This window comes from Micromonospora sp. MH33 (genome assembly GCF_003013775.1).
In the GTDB taxonomy this organism is placed as follows: Bacteria; Actinomycetota; Actinomycetes; order Mycobacteriales; family Micromonosporaceae; genus Micromonospora; species Micromonospora fulviviridis.
This window is the reverse complement of record NZ_MUYZ01000011.1, coordinates 1-16,002: the sequence shown is the minus strand read 5'-3', so window position 1 is coordinate 16,002 and position 16,002 is coordinate 1. Positions and strand designations below refer to the sequence as shown.

Sequence of the window (16,002 nt, the reverse complement as noted above, 5' to 3'; positions counted from 1 at the left end):
GTTTCTCCTCGTCAGGCGGGACCGAGCAGGTCCCAGGGGTTGCCGGCGAGGTCGCGGAAGACGGCGACCCGCCCGTACGGCTCGGTGCGCGGGGGCTTCACGAACTCGACCTTCGCCTCGACCATCCGCCGGTAGGTGGCGTCGAAGTCGTCGACCTGGAGGAAGAAGCCGACCCGGCCGTGGGTCTGGTCACCGACCGCCGCCGCCTGCCGCTCCCCGTCGGCGCGAGCCAGCAGCAGCCCGGTGCCGCCGCCGGGCGGCCGGACCACCACCCAGCGCTTCGGCCGGCCGTCGTTGGTCAGCGACGGCTTGTCCTCCACCAGCTCGAAGCCGAGCACCTCGGTGAAGAAGTCGATCGCCGGGTCATAGTCGGCGACGACGAGGGTGACGAGATCGATCCGCACCGGGGTCAGACCTGGACCAGGGTGGACAGGTGCCGCTCGACCACCGGCAGCACGTCGGCGACCGTGATCGGGCGACCCAGCTCGGCGGTCAGGGAGGTGACCCCGGCGTCGCGGATGCCGCACGGCACGATCCGGTCGAAGTGGCCGAGGTCGCAGTCGCAGTTGATCGAGAAGCCGTGCAGGGTCACGCCCCGGGCCACCCGGATGCCGATGGCGGCCACCTTGCGGGCCGGCCCCCGGTCGTCCTCCGGCACCCAGACCCCGCTGCGCCCCTCGACCCGCCCCGCGGCGAGCCCGAACTCGGCGCAGACGTCGATCAGCAGCTGCTCGGTGCGCCGGACGTACGCCACCACGTCGACGGGGTCGGGCAGCTTGACGATCGGGTAGCCGACCAGCTGCCCCGGCCCGTGCCAGGTGATCTTGCCGCCGCGGTCCACGTCGATCACCGGGGTGCCGTCCACCGGCCGGTCCCACGGCTCGGTCCGCTTGCCGGCGGTGTAGACGCTGGGGTGCTCCAGCAGCAGCACGGTGTCGCCCTGTTCGCCGGCCACCACGGCCTCGTGCAGCCGCCGCTGCTCGTCCCAGGCGGCCTGGTAGTCGAGCAGCCCCGCACGGACGGCGCTCAATCCGGAAGTAGTCACGCTCACGGCTCCACCCTAGTCCCGCAGCCCACGGTCGACCCGCGTGAGCCGCGCCACCGGCCGGCCGTCAGGGCGGGGGGACCCGCCAGACCCAGACGTCCTCGACCCGCTCGGGCGGGCCGAGCAGGGCGGTCGCCGTGCGGCGGAGCGCCTCCTCGTCGACGTCGAACTTCGCGCCGTGCACCCGGTCGGCCAGCACCACCGTCTCGACCCCCCAGTAGTGCAGGTCGGCCCGGGACTCCCGGATGCTGCCCTCGGTGATGATCGGCACCAGCCCGGTCCGCCCGGCCTGGTCCATCAGCGCGCTGAAGGTGCGCGGCACCGGCCCGATCCGGCCCCGGCCGTCCGGCCCGCCCGGGCCGAGGAAGAAGCCCGCCGGGATGCGGAACTCGCCCTGCCGGTGCGCCAGGGCGTACGCCTGCCAGCGTTGGCCGTCCGGATAGAGGTCCACGGTGAGCGGCAGCGGGGTGAGCACCCCGCCGGGGGAGACGTAGCGCTGCCAGGCGCCACTGGTGATGAACGCCGGGACCGGCTCCCGGACGCTGGTCAGCAGCGGGGTGGGCAGCAGTGGCAGCAGCGCGGCGGCGAAGCCGAGCGCCCAGGCCAGCTGGGAGGAGCGGTGCCGGGGCGGCCGGGCGCGCAGGGCGTCGACCGCGTACGCCAGCAGTAGCCCGATCACCGGGGCCACCACCAGGGCGAGCCGTGAGGGCAGTGCCGCGTTGATCACCGGCAGGTTGTCCAGCACCCCGAACGGCAGCAGTTGGTCGGTGCGCCGGCCGTTCCACTTGGCGGTGGGGCCCCAGGAGAGCACCGCGAAGACCAGCGCGGTCACCCCGAGCGCGGTGAGGGTGGCCCGGAACGCCCGGTCGGCGCGCCGCCAGAGCAGGACGAAGCAGGCGACGGCGAGCAGCAGCAGTGGGATGCCGAAGAAGGAGTTCTCCTCGGTGGGGTTGGGCGCGAGCGAGGTGCCCAGCCCGGCCCAGCCGGCCAGGGACCGGCGCGGATACGACCCGTACGCGGCGATGTCCTCGGAGTGGATCATCGGGTCGAAGCCGGTGCCGTGGAACCGCTGCGGCCCGGCGAAGTGCAGCCACAGCGGGTAGGCCAGCAGCACCCCGGCCACCAGCGCGGTCACGCCGAGCCCGCGCAGGAAGCTCGGCAGGGCGGCCCGCGCCTCGGCCCGGCGGACTGGATGCAGCGCCCACACCAGCAGGAACAGGGCGACCGCCAGCGCGGTGAAGAAGAGCCCCTCGGCGGCGATCGAGAAGGCGACCGCCACCAGCACGCCGAGCACGACCCCGCCGGCCACCGCGCGCCCGGGGCGGCGCAGCCGGAGCACGCCCCAGATCAGCAGCGGCACCAGCCAGCCGGCGGTCCAGTTCAGGTGCGCGTTGGCGTGCGACACCATGGCCGGGCAGTAGGCGATGAAGAGCCCGCCGATCCCGGCGGCCAGCCGGCTGGCGACCAGGTGCCGGCTGAGCAGCCAGTACCAGGCCACCGCGGTGGCGGCGAGGTTGAGCGTGAGGATCACCAGGAACGTCGCCGGCGGCCCGATCAGGTACGTCAGCGGCGCGAAGACCACCGCGTACGCGGTGATCGAGGTGTTGACCGCGAGGTTCACCCCGTCCGGCACGTTGATCAGGTGGGTGAAGAGCGGGTTCTCCCCGTGGGTCACCGCGTGCCCGCCGAAGGCCAGCAACCACTCGAAGAGGGCCTGGTCGCTGGAGTTGACGGTGATCGTGCGGGTGTTCGGGTCCCGCCACATTCCGCTGGTCACCCAGAGGGCCAGGGCCACCGCGGCGAGCACCAGCACAAGGTCGGCACGCCGGTTCCGGGCGGCGGGCGCGGTCGACGGGCCGGTGGTCAGGGACGGGATGGACGACACGCAGCGGACGTTACCAACCGGACCTGGACCCGCCGGTCAGACACGAAACCCGGCTGGCGCGGCCCCACCCGCACACTTCGGCGTCCATGAATGTGTGAGCGGTGGCCATTCCGGGGGTGTGAAACACGGACGTAACGTCTCGGCAACTCGAAGGTGACCCAGTTCACATTCCGCAACCAGGGAGGTCGCCGTGTCCCGCTCCTCATCCCTTCTCACCCGCCTGGCCGGGGTGGCGGCCGGGGTCGTGCTGGCCGCGGCCGCCGTCCTCGTCGCCGCGCTCCCCGCGCAGGCCGCCACCCTCACCCAGGTGACCGGCTTCGGCTCCAACCCCGGAAACCTGGCCATGTACGCCTACCGCCCGGACGGCCTGCCGGCCAACGCCCCGGCCGTGGTGCTGCTGCACGGCTGCACCCAGAACGCCTCGACCTACTTCACCAACTCCGGCTGGCAGAAGTACGCCGACCAGTGGAAGTTCACGCTGATCGTGCCGCAGCAGCCCTCGGCCAACAACGCCAACTCGTGCTTCAACTGGTTCGAGACCGGGGACACCGCCCGGGGGCAGGGCGAGGCGCTGTCGATCAAGCAGATGGTCGACTACGCGAAGACCAACTACTCCGTCGACGGGAGCCGGGTCTACGTCAGCGGCCTGTCGGGCGGCGGGGCGATGAGCGCCGTCATGCTGGCCACCTACCCGGACGTGTTCGCCGCCGGCTCGGTCATCGCCGGCCTCCCCTACCGCTGCGCCACCAGCATGACCAACGCCTTCACCTGCATGAACCCCGGCGTGGACAAGACCCCGGCGCAGTGGGGCGACCTGGTCCGCAACGCCTACGCCGGCTACACCGGCACGCGCCCCCGGGTGGCCATCTGGCACGGCACCTCGGACACCACCGTCGCGCCGCTGAACGCCGCCGAGTCGCGGGACCAGTGGACCAACGTGCTGGGCGTGCCGCAGACCCCGACCAGCACCGCCTCGCTGCCGGCCGGCACCAGCCTGGAGGTCTACGGCAGCGACCAGGTACGGCTCTACCGGGTCTCCGGCATGGGCCACGGCACCCCGGTCGACCCGGGCCCGGCCACCGACCAGTGCGGCACGGCCGGGGCGTACTTCCTGGACACCATCTGCTCGACCTACCGGGACGCGCTCTTCTTCGGGCTCAACGGCGGGGGCACGCCGAGCCCGACCCCCACGGCGACCGCGTCGCCCACGCCCTCGCCGACCCCGACCACCGCGCCGGTCTGCGTCACCGCCAGCAACTACGCGCACGTCACGGCCGGCCGGGCCTACCAGTCCGGCGGCTACGCCTACGCGCTGGGCAGCAACCAGCGGATGGGCCTCTACAACACCTTCTACACGAGCACCCTCAAGCAGGCCGGCCCCAGCTACTGGGTCATCGGCTGCTGACCGCGCCGCCGCCCTCGCCGATCACTCGGTGAGGGCGGCGTGCAGCGCGCTACGCAGGTCCGGGTGGGTCCAGGTGAAGCCGGCCCTGCCGAGCACGCCGGGGAGGACCCGGGTACTGGTGAGCGCCTCGTGGGCGAAGCCGCCGAGGGCGACCTTCAGGGCCAGCGCGGGGATCGGCATGACCGCCGGCCGGTGCAGCTGGCGGGCCAGTTCCCGGGTGAACTCGGCATTGGTGACCGGGGCCGGACCGACCACGTTGACCGGACCCGCGAGGTCGTGCCGGCCCAGCAGGAAGGTCACCGCGTCCAGCCAGTCGCGCAGGGAGATCCACGGCAGCCACTGCCGGCCGTTGCCCAGCTTGCCGCCGACGCCCAGCCGGAACGGCAGCAGCTGCGGCTTGAGCATGCCGCCGTCGCGGTGCAACGGCAGTCCGGTACGCAGCCGCACCACCCGGGCGCCGGCGTCCTCCGCCGGGCGGGTGGCGGCCTCCCAGACCCGGCAGACGTCGGCCAGGAAGCCCTCGCCTGCCGGCGAGTCCTCCTCGACCGTCCGGTCGCCGGTGTTGCCGTACCAGCCGACGGCGGAGGAGTTGAGCAGCACCGCCGGCCGGTCGGCGGCCGGCAGGCCGGCGATGGTGATCGACAGGGTGGTGGTGCTGTCCACCCGGCTGGACCGGATCAGGCCCTGGTACGCGTCGTTCCAGCGCTTGTCGCCCACCCCGGCGCCGGCCAGGTTGACCACCGCGTCGGCGTCGGCGACGACCTGCGGGTCGAGCTGCGCGGCGGACGGGTTCCACTGCCGCTCGTCGGGGGTGCGCGGTGCGCGGCGGACCAGGCGGGTGACCTGGTGCCCGTCCGCGGTGAGCCGGTCGACCAGTCGGGTGCCGAGGAAGCCGGACACTCCGGCCATGAGGATCCGCATGTCCACATCTTCCGGTACGGGCCGCGAGTTGGATGCGTTGAGCGAAATCACTCACGTCGGGGCAGGGCGCATCCGGGTGCGTTTGTCGTCGTCCCCGGCGACAACAAGTGCACTCGGAGACGGACTGTGGCGGTGGGACCGCGCGGGTCAGGCCGTGGCGGCGGCGAGCCGTGGCAACAGCGGGCCGAGCGGCTCGACGGCGTCGGCGCGTACCACGAAGCGGGTGATCCCCCAGCGGCGCTGATGGTCCGCGACCGCCGTGACGATCTCCTCGGCCGTGCCGATCAGCACGAACGGGGTGGCGAGCAGGTCGGCGACGGTCAGCCCCGTGTCGGCGGCGATCGCGGCGGCGGCCGCCTCGGCGTCGTCGGTGACGGTGACCTGCTGGACCAGGGCCTCCAGCGCGGGCGGCGTGCCCCGCCCGGCCGCCCCGGCCGCCACATGCGCGAGCTGTGCCTCGATCTGGTCGGCCCGCCACCGCACGGCGTGGGCGTGACCGTCCGCGAGGGTACGCCCGAAGCCGGTCAGCCCGACCACGTCGGCGTGCGCGCCGGCCCAGCGCAGCAGCGCCGAATTGGCCGTACCCATGGTGAGCGGCACCCGGGCCTGCACGGGTCGCAGCTCGGTGAGCCGCGCACCCCGGGCGGCCAGTTCCGGCGTGTCCACGGTGACCTCCTCGCCGGCGAACAGGGCCTGCACCGCCTCGGCGACCGCGACGCAGCGGCGGACCCGGGCGGCGACGTCGGGCCGTTCCCGCCCGACGGCCCGCCACTCGGCCGGGGTGTGCCCGGCGCCGAGGCCGAGCCGGGCCCGGCCACCCGAGACCACGTCGAGGGTGGCCACGTCGGTGGCGAGCAGGATCGGCTCCCGCACGCCGGCGTTCGAGACGTACGAGCCGAGACCGAGGGTCGAGGTCACCGCCGCCGCTGCGGCGAGGGCCACGAACGGCGACCCGCCGTGGCCCGGGTGGTCGGAGGCCAGCAGCGCGTCGAAGCCGGCGGCCTCGACCCGGCGGGCCAGGTCGGTCCAGCCCGTCGCGTCGGTGGGCCGGGCCTGCACGGAGAAGATCGCCATCGGCCCAGCATTCCCGCGGTACGCCCCTCCCGGCCAGCCCGGACCCGCCGATTCTGCTGACCGGCGAATCCGGGTGGGCGCGGGCTCAGCCGGCCGACTCGTGGACGGCGTCGAGGCGGGACAAATCGTCGTCGGTGAGCCGCAGCGCGCCGGCCGCGACGTTCTCCACCAGGTGCGCGGGGTTGCCGGTGCCGGGGATGGCGAGCACGTTCGGGCTCCGGTGCAGCGTCCAGGCCAGCCGGACCTGCGCCGGGGTCACGCCGTGGGCCCGGGCCACCGCGCGTACCTCGTCGTGCTCCGCGCCGCTCGCGCCGGCCTCCCGGCCGCTGGTGGCGAGGGAGAAGAACGGCACGAAGGCGGTCCCGTGCGCGGCGCAGTCCCGGATCAGCGCGTCGTTGCTCCGCCGGTAGCCGAGGCTCCACGAGTTCTGCACGCAGACCACCGGGGCGATGGCGCGTGCCTCGGCGACCTGGTGCGGCTTCACGGCCGAGACGCCGAGGTGCCGGATCAGCCCGGCGTCGCGCAGCTCGGCCAGCGCGCCGAAGTGCTCGGCCAGCGGCTCCGGGCCGTACACCCGGAGGTTGACCACGTCGAGGTGGTCCCGGCCGAGCTGGCGCAGGTTCTCCTCGACCTGGCCGCGGAGCTGGTCCGGCCGGGCCATCGGCAGCCACTGGCCGGACGGGTCCTTGCCCGGCCCGACCTTGGTCACGATGACCAGGTCCGCCGGGTACGGCGACAGTGCCCGGTTGATCAGTTCGTTGGCCGAGCGCAGCGGCGAGAAGTAGAACGCCGCGGTGTCGATGTGGTTGACCCCCAGCTCGACCGCGCGGCGCAGCACCGCCACGGCCCGGTCCCGGTCGCTGGGGCTGCCGTCCGCGTTCGCGGTCAACCGCATCGCCCCGAAGCCGATCCGGTTGACGGTGCGGTCGCCGAGTTGCCAGGTGCCGGCCGCGGCGGCGTCGACGGTGTCGATGGTCATGCGGTCTCCGTCCGTTCGAGAATGTCCCCGTTCCCGGGTGGCGTCACGCCGAGCAGTTCCACGGGGTCGCCCGCCAGCCGGTTCAACGCGGCGACGAGTTTCCGCTCCTCGTAGGTGAAGTGCGACTCCAGCAGCGCGGCCAGCCCGTCCAGCTCGGCCCGGACGGACCGGCCGTCGGCCGCCTCGGCGAGCAGGGCGTCGACCCGGCGCAGCAGGTCGGCGACGATGCGGTGGTCGGCGCTCAGCTCGGCCAGCACGGGGCGCAGCTCGGGCACCCGCTCGGCCAGCACGTGGAATGCGCCGCCGTCCTCGCCGGTGTGGTGCCGGTCCAGCGCCGCGCAGAAGCCGACGCAGTGCGCGCGCAGCTCTCGGGAGAGTGCGGCGCCGCCGACGTCGGGGGAGTCGAGGCTCGCGCGGAGCCGGGTCAGCTCCTCGCGGAGCCAGTGGTGGATCTCGATCAACTGGGTGCCGAGGGCGGCCAGCCGGCCGCTCGGTGGGTGGGATGGGTGCACATGTTCCCCTGCTGTCCGCGCCTCCATGCCCACGGCGGCCTTCGTGCCGGGTGCACCGCGACGCTTCGACGCAGGGTACGGCATCGGACCCGTCGTCGAATGGCCGCTCAGGTCGACGGATCCTCGGGCTCCGGCTCGTGCCAGCGGGCCCGCACGGCTGCCTCGTGTGCCTCGTATGCGGTCCGCTCCTGGAAGACGAAGCCGCGCAGGGCCCGCCGGGCCTCGTTGAAGACGATCACCTCGGTGGTCACCAGCCCCAGAGTGATCAGCGTCACCAGCGCGAAGGCGCCCAGCGCCGGCAGTCGGTTGGCCACCGGGACGCTCGCCGCGAGGAGCAGCACCGCGCCGACCCGGGTCCAGGAGACCGTGCGCAGCATCCGGAACTGGAACAGCATGTTGCCGCAGAGATAGCAGATCACGCCGCCGATGAGCAGCGGCTCGCTGGGGCCGCGGGCGGGCAGGTGGTTGGGGACGCGCGGGTCGGTGACCTGGTGCACGATCAGTTCGGCACCCAGCGCGAAGAGAATGATCCCGGCGATCATCGGCAGGAAGCAGTACGCGTACCCGTCCCGGGCCATGGCCACGCGGGGGCCGTCCTCGGCCGCGTGCAGGGCGATGCGGGCGGCGGGTCCGATCATGTCGTAGTGCGCCCACCACAGGGCAGCGGTGAAGAAGATGCCGAGGATTGCGGCGATCACCGCCGGCCAGGTCGGGGCCTGGCCGAGCAGGTTGCTTCCCACGCCGACGGAGATCACGGACTCGCCGAGCGCGATGATCAGGATGAGTTCGTACCGCTCGGTCCAGTGCTCGGCGGAGGTGACCCCCCATCCCCAGGTGCCCGCGAGCATTCCCGACCCGTACTGGAGGAGCACGACCGTGGTCCACAGCGAGTCCCGGATCAGCGCCGCCCCGCCGCCGTGGTCGAGGGCGGCCGGGATCAGGGCGGCGGCGAGCAGCAGGAGGGTGCTGAGCACCAGCTCCGGTAGGAAGCGCAGGAGCTGCCGCCGCTCGTTCGGGCTGTCCCGCACGGCGTGCCAGTACAGGGCCAGGTGAACGCCCCGGATGACCACGTAACTGATCGCGGCCACGAACGGACCGGAGGCGGCTTTGTCCGGTTCCTTGAAGGCCTGCGGCAGCGACAGGGAGAAGGTGAACAATGCCGCCATCCCGACGGTCATCAGCACAGGTACGAAGCCCTCGCCGAGCCGGATCTTGGCGGCGACGATGCTGTGTACCACCCAGCACCACCAGAGCACCGCGAGCACCAGCAGGGCATGCAGCAGGGCGCCGGGCGTGATGGCCAGCGCGGTGGCCCGGGTGATGATGAAGAACGAGAAGACGAAGACGAGGTCGAAGAAGATCTCGAACCGGTCGACCCGGGCCGCCGGGGCCACCGGCACCACCGGACCGAGGCGCCCCCGCCGCCCGAAGCCGCTCACCGACCGAGTCTTTCAGCGGTCGGTTGCTGCCGGGCCGGAATCGGGTCAGCCCGGGCGGTGGCGCAGCCCGTCCATCAGCAGGTCGAGCAGGCGGCCGGCCTGCGCGCGCTGGTCCGGCTCGCCGGCCACCAGCGAGACGCCGCTCAGCCCGGCGAGCACGTCGCCGGCGGCCACGTCGGCGCGTACGGTGCCCGCGGCGACGCCGGCCGCCAGCAGGTCGCCCAGCGCGGCGAGCAGCCGGTCCCGGCTGTGCGCGTACGGGTTGGCGCCGGAGGCGATGGCCAGCCGCAACGCGTCGGCCATGCCCCGCTTGGTGGCGAGGTAGTCGACGAACCGGTCCATCCAGGCCCGGACCGCCGCCTCGGCGGGCACTGCCGACAGCAGCTCCGGCACGGCGTCGCAGAGCTTGGCCAGCTCGTTGCGGTAGGCCGCCTCGATCAGCGCCTCGCGGGTGGGGAAGTGGCGGTAGAGGGTGCCGATGCCGACCCCGGCCTCCTTGGCGATGCGGTCCAGCGTTACCTCGGCGCCCGCCTGGGAAAACGTGCGTACCGCGGCGTCCAGCAGTCGTTGCCGGTTGCGCAGCGCGTCGGCGCGCAGCGGTCGGTCGGGCACGGCTCCTCCTCGGCTCGACCGGACAGCGGGTCCGGCCGGACTGGCAACCGGAGGGCCCTCCGGTTAGGCTCGGTCGTAACGGAGGATCCTCCGCTTCTCATCGTAGCGGCCGGCCGACCGGTCCGCGCCGCCGCCGACAAGGATGGATCATGACCACCAGTACACCCGTCAGCACCCCGTTCTCCCGCGAGACCACCGCCCTCGAGGTGGTCCGCGACCTCGACCTGACCGGCCGGCGAGCCGTCGTCACCGGCGGCGCCTCCGGGATCGGCGTGGAGACCGCCCGCGCGCTCGCCGCCGCCGGGGCCGACGTCACCCTCGCGGTCCGCAACCCGGAGGCCGGGCAGCGCGCCGCCGCCGAGATCACCGGCACCACCGGCAACGACCGGATCCTGGTCGCCCCGCTCGACCTGGCCGATCTCGGCTCGGTGGCCGCCTTCGTCCGCACCTGGGACGGGCCGCTGCACATGCTGGTCAACAACGCCGGCACCATGGCCTCACCGGAGATGCGCACCGAGCAGGGCTGGGAGATGCAGTTCGCGACCAATCACCTCGGGCACTTCGCGCTGGCCACCGGGCTGCGCCCGGCGCTGGCCGCGGCCGAGGGCGCGCGGATCGTCTCGGTCAGCTCGGCGGCCCACCTGCGCTCGCCCGTGGTGTTCTCCGACATCCACTTCCGGCAGCGGCCGTACGACCCGTGGCAGGCGTACGGGCAGTCCAAGACCGCGAACGTGCTCTTCGCCGTGGACGCCACCCGGCGCTGGGCCGACGACGGGATCTACACCAACGCGCTGATGCCGGGCGCGATCCGGACCAACCTCCAGCGCTACATCAGCGAGGAGGAACTGGACCGGATGCGTACGCAGAGCGGCGGCGGCGCGGCGTACTGGAAGAGCCCCGAGCAGGGCGCGGCCACCTCGGTGCTGGTCGCCGCCTCGCCGCTGGTCGCCGGGGTCGGCGGCCGGTACTTCGAGGACTGCCAGGAGGCCGGGCCGAACCAGCCCGGCACCCGCACCGGCTACGCCCCGTACGCCCGTGACCCGGAGGCCGCCGAGCGGCTCTGGGAGGTGTCCGAGGAGCACCTGCGCGGCTGACCCGGAGACGACGAAGGGGGGCGCGCGGCGTACGCCGCGCGCCCCCCTTCGTGCCGTCAGGGAGTCAGAGCCCCAGCTCGGCCTCGAAGTTGCCGGCCTCCAGCCGCTCCTTGACCGCGACGAGGAAGCGGGCCGCGTCCGCGCCGTCGATCAGCCGGTGGTCGTACGACATGGCCAGGTAGACCATCGACCGGACCGCGACGACCTCGCCCAGCTCCGGGTCGTTGACCACGACCGGGCGCTTGACCACGGCACCCGTGCCGAGCATCGCCGACTGCGGCGACGGCACGATCGGGGTGTCGAAGAGCGCGCCCCGGCTGCCGGTGTTGGTCAGGGTGAAGGTCGCGCCGGCGAGCTCGTCCGGGCTGATCTTGTTGGTCCGGGTGCGCTCGGCCAGGTCGGCGACCCGCTTGGCGATCCCGCCCAGGTTGAGGTCACCGGCGTTGTGGATGACCGGCACCAGCAGGCCCCGCTCGGTGTCCACGGCGATGCCGAGGTGCTCCGCGTCCGGGTAGGTGATCGTCCCGCCCTCCAGGTCCAGCCGGGCGTTGACGATCGGGTAGGACTGGAGCGCCTCGACGGCGGCCAGGGCGAAGAACGGCAGGAAGGACAGCTTCACGCCGTGCCGCTGCTGGAAGGAGTCCTTGGCCTGGGCCCGCAGCTTGGCGATCCGGGTGACGTCCACCTCGATCACCGTGGTGAGCTGCGCCATCTCGTGCAGCGACTCGTGCATCCGGTTGGCGATGGCCTTGCGGATCCGGGGCAGCTTCTCGACGGTGCCCCGCTTGCTGCTCGGCTGCGGCTTCGCGGCCGGCTTGGCCGGGGCCGCCGCAGCGGCGGGCTGCGCGGCCGGCGCGGCCTGGGCAGCCTTCGCCTTCTCGGCCGCGTCCAGCACGTCCTGCTTGCGGATCCGCCCGCCGACGCCGGTGCCGTTGACCGAGGCGAGGTTCACGCCGTGCTCGGCGGCCAGCTTGCGGACCAGCGGGGTCACGTAGCCGGCGCCCTCCTCGCCGCCGGCCTGGGCCGGGACGGTCGGCCGCTGCGGCGTGGGAGTCGGGGCGGCCGGCTGGGCGGCCTGCTCGACCTTGGCCGGCTGCGCGGCCTGCTCGGTCTCGGCGGCCGGCTCGTTGTAGGACATGCCCGGGGTCGGCTCCTCGACCTTGGGCTCCGGCTCCGGCTTCGGCTCGGGCTTCGGCTCGGGCTTCGCCTCGGCCTTGGGCTCGGGCTTCGGCTCCGGCTTCGCCGCCGGCGCGGCGCCGGCCGCGCCCACGATCGCCAGGACGCCGCCGACCTCGGCGGTCTCGTCCTCGGGGACCTTGATCTCCAGCAGCGTGCCGGCGACCGGCGACGGGATCTCGGTGTCGACCTTGTCGGTGGAGACCTCCAGCAGCGGCTCGTCGACCTCGACGGTCTCGCCGACCTGCTTGAGCCAGCGGGTCACCGTACCCTCGGTGACGCTCTCGCCCAGGGCCGGCATCGTGACCGGGGTGCCCTCACCCGACGGCGCGGCGGCCGGGGCGGGCTCCTCGACGGCCGGCTGCTCCGCCTCGGCCTGCGGCTCGGCGGCGGCCTGCTCGGCCTGCTCCGCCGGGGCCTCCTGCTGCGGGGCGGCGCCGCCGGCCTCCTCGCCCTCACCGGCGATGACCGCCAGCTCGCTGCCGACCTCTGCGGTCTCGTCCTCGCCGACCACGATCCGGCTCAGCACGCCCGCCGCGGGGGACGGGATCTCGGTGTCCACCTTGTCGGTGGACACCTCGAGCAGAGGCTCGTCGACCTCGACGGTGTCGCCCTCCTGCTTGAGCCAGCGCGTGACGGTGCCCTCGGTGACGCTCTCGCCGAGCCGGGGCATGGTGACCGATACCGGCATGTTCTCCAGACTCCTTCATTCCCCTGGTGGGATCATCGCCCGTCGCCGGACGCCGCGGTTGTCGTGTCAGGCGTGCGCGTGCAGCGGCTTGCCGGCCAGGGCCAGGTGCGCCTCGCCCAGGGCCTCGTTCTGCGTCGGGTGGGCGTGCACGAGCTGCGCCACCTCGGCCGGGTACGCCTCCCAGTTGTAGATGAGCTGCGCCTCGCCGATCAGCTCGCCGACCCGGGCGCCGACCATGTGCACGCCGACCACCGGGCCGTCCTCGACCCGGACCAGCTTCACGTGCCCGGCGGTCTTGAGGATCTGGCTCTTGCCGTTGCCGCCCAGGTTGTAGTTGTACGTCTTGATCTTGTCAGCGCCGTACTGCTCCTTGGCCTTCGCCTCGGTCAGGCCGACGGAGGCCAGCTCCGGGTCGCAGTAGGTGACCCGCGGGATGCCGGCCTCGTCGATCACGGCCGGGTTCTTGCCGGCGATCTCCTCCGCGACGAAGATGCCCTGCTGGAAGCCGCGGTGGGCGAGCTGGAGGCCGGGCACGATGTCGCCGACCGCGTAGACGTTCGGCACGCTGGTGCGCAGCCGCTCGTCGGTCAGCACGTAGCCGCGGTCCATCTTGACGCCCTGCTCCTCGTAGCCGAGGTTGGCGGTGGTCGGGCCGCGGCCGACGGCGACCAGCAGCAGCTCCGCCTCGACGGTGTCGCCGCCCTGGATGGTCAGCTTGACGCCGTTCTCGGTCTTCTCGACCTTCTCGAACGGCTTGCCGACCTTGAAGTTGATCTTCCGCTTGCGGAACGCCCGCTCCAGCGCCTTCGAGGACTCCTCGTCCTCGGCCGCGACCAGGCGGGGCAGCGCCTCGACGATGGTCACGTCCACGCCGAAGGACTTCCAGACGCTGGCGAACTCGACGCCGATCACGCCGCCGCCCAGCACGATCGCCGAGGAGGGAACCCGGTCCAGGGTCAGCGCGTGGTCGCTCGTGATGATCCGCTCGCCGTCGATCTCCAGGCCGGGCAGGCTCTTCGCGTACGAGCCGGAGGCCAGGATGACGTTGCGGCCGGTGTAGCGCTTGCCGTCGACCTCGACGACGTTCTTCCCGACCAGCTTGCCGGCGCCCGCCACGAAGGTGATCTTCTTGGCGCCGCCCACCAGGCCCTGGAGGCCCTTGTAGAGACGGGAGATGACGCCGTCCTTGTACGAGTTGACCGCCGCCATGTCGATGCCGACCAGCTCGGCCTTGACGCCGAACTGCTCCGACTCGCGGGTCTGGTCGGCGATCTCGGCGGCGTGCAGCAGCGCCTTGGTCGGGATGCAGCCGTTGTGCAGGCAGGTACCCCCGAGCTTGCCCTTCTCGATCAGGGCGACGGACAGGTCCAGCTGGGCGGCACGCAGCGCCGCCGCGTAGCCGCCGCTACCACCTCCGAGGATGACGATGTCGAAGGTTGCGTCGTTCGGCTCGCTCACGTCCAACTCCCAGGTCGCGTCGCTGCATCGGGGGTTACGGGGGAGTAACAGGCACACCCCACCTCGGTCATCTTGTCACCACCGGGGACGGTGCGCGTAGTGAGGTGCCCAACGACACGTCGGTGGCACGTACGCTTGGCACCGTCTTCGATGACCGACGGGGGAGGAGTGGGTTCGGTGGGGCTGTTCCGACGACGCAAGCGGGTGGGCGCGGTGAGCCGCGACCGCGCCGCCGACCGCGCCGATCTGGATCACCTGGAGGGCTTCGTCCGCACCCGGCGGGGCGTCGAGGCGTATCTGGAACCCCGGACCACGGTCACCGAGACCACGGTCATGCTGATCGCCGACGACGGCGAGTGGACCCGGCGGCGGGTCGGCGGGCCGGAGGAGGCCCGCCGGTTCGCGCACCGCCTCGCCATCCCGATCTACGACGTCCGGCTGATGGGCTACCCGCAGCGGATGCGCGACTACAACGAGCGCCGCAAGCGCCGCCCCGAGCTGTTCTGAACCGGACACGCGGACGGGGCGCCCCCCGGCGAGGGGAGCGCCCCGTTGCGGCGCGGTGGACGCGTCAGCCGTTGGCGGCGACGTCGTCGACCAGGTGCAGCAGCGTACGCACCGGGACGCCGGTGCCGCCCTTGGTCCAGTAACCGGTGGCCTCGCCCGAGTGGTAGCCGGGGCCGGCGATGTCGATGTGCGCCCAGGCCACCTCGTCGGTGACGAACTCCCGCAGGAAGACGCCGCCCTGGAGCATGTGGCCCGCCCGGTCCATGCCGGCGTTGACCTGCGAGATGTCGGCGACGTCGGAGTCCATGCCCTTGCGCACGTCGTCCGGAAGCGGCATCGGCCAGGCCGGCTCGCCGGTGGCGTCACCCGCGGCCCGGACCCGCTCGCACAGCTCCGGGGTGCCCATCACGCCGGCGATCCTCTTGCCCAGCGCGATCACCTGGCCGCCGGTCAGCGTCGAGGTCTCGAAGAGGTAGTCGGCGCCGTCCTCGCAGGCCCGGGCGATGGCGTCGGCCAGGATCATCCGGCCCTCGGCGTCGGTGTTGAGCACCTCGACCCGCTTGCCGCTGTACATGGTGATCACGTCGCCCGGGCGGTAGCTGGTGCCCGACGGCATGTTCTCCGCCATCGGCAGGTAGCCGGTGACCGCGACGGACGGCTTGAGCGCCGCGACCGCCAGCATGGCCGCGCCGACCGCGGCCGCGCCCGCCATGTCGGACTTCATCTCCCACATGCCCTGGGCCGGCTTGATCGAGATGCCGCCGGTGTCGAACGTGATGCCCTTGCCGACCAGCGCCACCCGCTTGCCGTTGCCGCCACCCTCCGGGGTGTAGGTCAGCTTGACCAGCCGAGGCGGGGCCTCCGAGCCCTGGCCCACGGCGAGGATGCCGCCGTAGCCGCCGGCGGCCAGCGCCGCCTCGTCGAGCACCTCGACGCCGAGCCCTGCCTCCCGGGCGGCGGTGGCCACGGCCTCGGCGAACGACGGCGGGCGCAGCTCGTTCGGGGCGGTGTTGACCCAGTCCCGGCTGGTCAGCACCGCACCGGCCACCGCCTGCGCGCGGGTGACCTCGGCCTGGGCGGTCGCGTCCGCCGCGTCCGGCACCGCGACCAGCACCTCGGCCACCGGCGCGCGCCGGGCCGGCTGCGGCTTGGTCTTGTAGCCGGCGAACCGGTAGCCGCCGAGCAGCGCGCCCTCGGTGACCGC

The 16,002-nt window shown here is 73.1% G+C and carries 15 protein-coding genes; 3 read left to right on the top strand and 12 right to left on the bottom strand.

Annotation, left to right across the window (positions count from 1 at the left end; genetic code table 11):
• Nucleotides 1–11: 11 nt before the first annotated feature.
• The 3 genes from B0E53_RS03885 to B0E53_RS03875 all read right to left on the bottom strand — a co-directional run bounded on the left by B0E53_RS03885 (nucleotide 12) and on the right by B0E53_RS03875 (nucleotide 2,930).
• Nucleotides 12–404, bottom strand: coding sequence for a VOC family protein (locus B0E53_RS03885; protein ID WP_107074698.1), 393 nt, complete (start codon nucleotides 402–404; stop codon nucleotides 12–14).
• A 5-nt stretch (nucleotides 405–409) separates the two neighbouring features.
• Nucleotides 410–1,051, bottom strand: coding sequence for a lipoyl(octanoyl) transferase LipB (lipB, locus tag B0E53_RS03880; protein WP_107074697.1), 642 nt, complete (start codon nucleotides 1,049–1,051; stop codon nucleotides 410–412).
• Between the two features lie 61 nt (nucleotides 1,052–1,112).
• Nucleotides 1,113–2,930, bottom strand: coding sequence for a DUF2079 domain-containing protein (locus B0E53_RS03875; RefSeq protein WP_107074696.1), 1,818 nt, complete (start codon nucleotides 2,928–2,930; stop codon nucleotides 1,113–1,115).
• Between the two features lie 190 nt (nucleotides 2,931–3,120).
• Here B0E53_RS03875 and B0E53_RS03870 point away from each other — a divergent pair, with 190 nt between their 5' ends.
• Entirely contained in the window at nucleotides 3,121–4,335 is a 1,215-nt protein-coding gene (locus B0E53_RS03870) for a PHB depolymerase family esterase (protein ID WP_107074695.1), read from the top strand.
• Between the two features lie 21 nt (nucleotides 4,336–4,356).
• On the opposite strand, the gene B0E53_RS03865 is transcribed toward B0E53_RS03870, so the two are convergent.
• From B0E53_RS03865 to B0E53_RS03840, 6 genes are all read right to left on the bottom strand, one after another.
• Entirely contained in the window at nucleotides 4,357–5,256 is a 900-nt protein-coding gene (locus tag B0E53_RS03865) for a TIGR01777 family oxidoreductase (RefSeq protein ID WP_107074694.1), read from the bottom strand.
• 147 nt (nucleotides 5,257–5,403) lie between these two features.
• On the bottom strand, nucleotides 5,404–6,330 hold the full coding sequence (locus B0E53_RS03860; RefSeq protein ID WP_107074693.1) for an LLM class flavin-dependent oxidoreductase: 927 nt from the start codon (nucleotides 6,328–6,330) through the stop codon (nucleotides 5,404–5,406).
• 85 nt (nucleotides 6,331–6,415) lie between these two features.
• Nucleotides 6,416–7,309: an oxidoreductase gene (locus B0E53_RS03855; RefSeq protein WP_107074692.1), complete on the bottom strand. Its 894-nt coding sequence runs from the start codon at nucleotides 7,307–7,309 to the stop codon at nucleotides 6,416–6,418.
• Complete coding sequence (locus tag B0E53_RS03850; RefSeq protein WP_246835211.1) at nucleotides 7,306–7,905, bottom strand: hemerythrin domain-containing protein; 600 nt, start codon at nucleotides 7,903–7,905, stop codon at nucleotides 7,306–7,308. Before B0E53_RS03850 ends, B0E53_RS03855 begins: the two co-directional genes overlap by 4 nt.
• Before the next feature lie 23 nt (nucleotides 7,906–7,928).
• Nucleotides 7,929–9,260: a low temperature requirement protein A gene (locus B0E53_RS03845; protein WP_107074691.1), complete on the bottom strand. Its 1,332-nt coding sequence runs from the start codon at nucleotides 9,258–9,260 to the stop codon at nucleotides 7,929–7,931.
• Nucleotides 9,261–9,305: 45 nt separating this feature from the next.
• The gene (locus B0E53_RS03840) at nucleotides 9,306–9,872 is read right to left on the bottom strand and encodes a TetR/AcrR family transcriptional regulator (protein ID WP_107074690.1); all 567 of its coding nucleotides are present in this window, start codon (nucleotides 9,870–9,872) and stop codon (nucleotides 9,306–9,308) included.
• A gap of 149 nt (nucleotides 9,873–10,021) precedes the next feature.
• Here B0E53_RS03840 and B0E53_RS03835 point away from each other — a divergent pair, with 149 nt between their 5' ends.
• Nucleotides 10,022–10,966 carry an SDR family NAD(P)-dependent oxidoreductase gene (locus tag B0E53_RS03835; RefSeq protein WP_107074689.1) on the top strand — a complete coding sequence of 315 codons (945 nt, stop codon included), beginning with the start codon at nucleotides 10,022–10,024 and terminating at the stop codon, nucleotides 10,964–10,966.
• A gap of 64 nt (nucleotides 10,967–11,030) precedes the next feature.
• Here B0E53_RS03835 and sucB read toward each other — a convergent pair whose 3' ends face one another.
• Together sucB and lpdA are read right to left on the bottom strand one after the other, a co-directional pair.
• A complete protein-coding gene (gene sucB / locus B0E53_RS03830) occupies nucleotides 11,031–12,833 on the bottom strand; it encodes a 2-oxoglutarate dehydrogenase, E2 component, dihydrolipoamide succinyltransferase (protein WP_107074688.1) in 1,803 nt (600 codons plus the stop codon).
• Nucleotides 12,834–12,899: 66 nt separating this feature from the next.
• Entirely contained in the window at nucleotides 12,900–14,291 is a 1,392-nt protein-coding gene (lpdA, locus tag B0E53_RS03825) for a dihydrolipoyl dehydrogenase (protein ID WP_107074687.1), read from the bottom strand.
• 177 nt (nucleotides 14,292–14,468) lie between these two features.
• On the opposite strand from lpdA, the gene B0E53_RS03820 reads away from it, so the two are divergent.
• The gene (locus B0E53_RS03820; protein WP_107074686.1) at nucleotides 14,469–14,798 is read left to right on the top strand and encodes a hypothetical protein; all 330 of its coding nucleotides are present in this window, start codon (nucleotides 14,469–14,471) and stop codon (nucleotides 14,796–14,798) included.
• Nucleotides 14,799–14,862: 64 nt separating this feature from the next.
• On the opposite strand, the gene B0E53_RS03815 is transcribed toward B0E53_RS03820, so the two are convergent.
• Nucleotides 14,863–16,002, bottom strand: a 1,140-nt coding sequence (locus tag B0E53_RS03815) for a leucyl aminopeptidase (RefSeq protein WP_107074685.1), incomplete at its 5' end; no start/stop codon positions are given.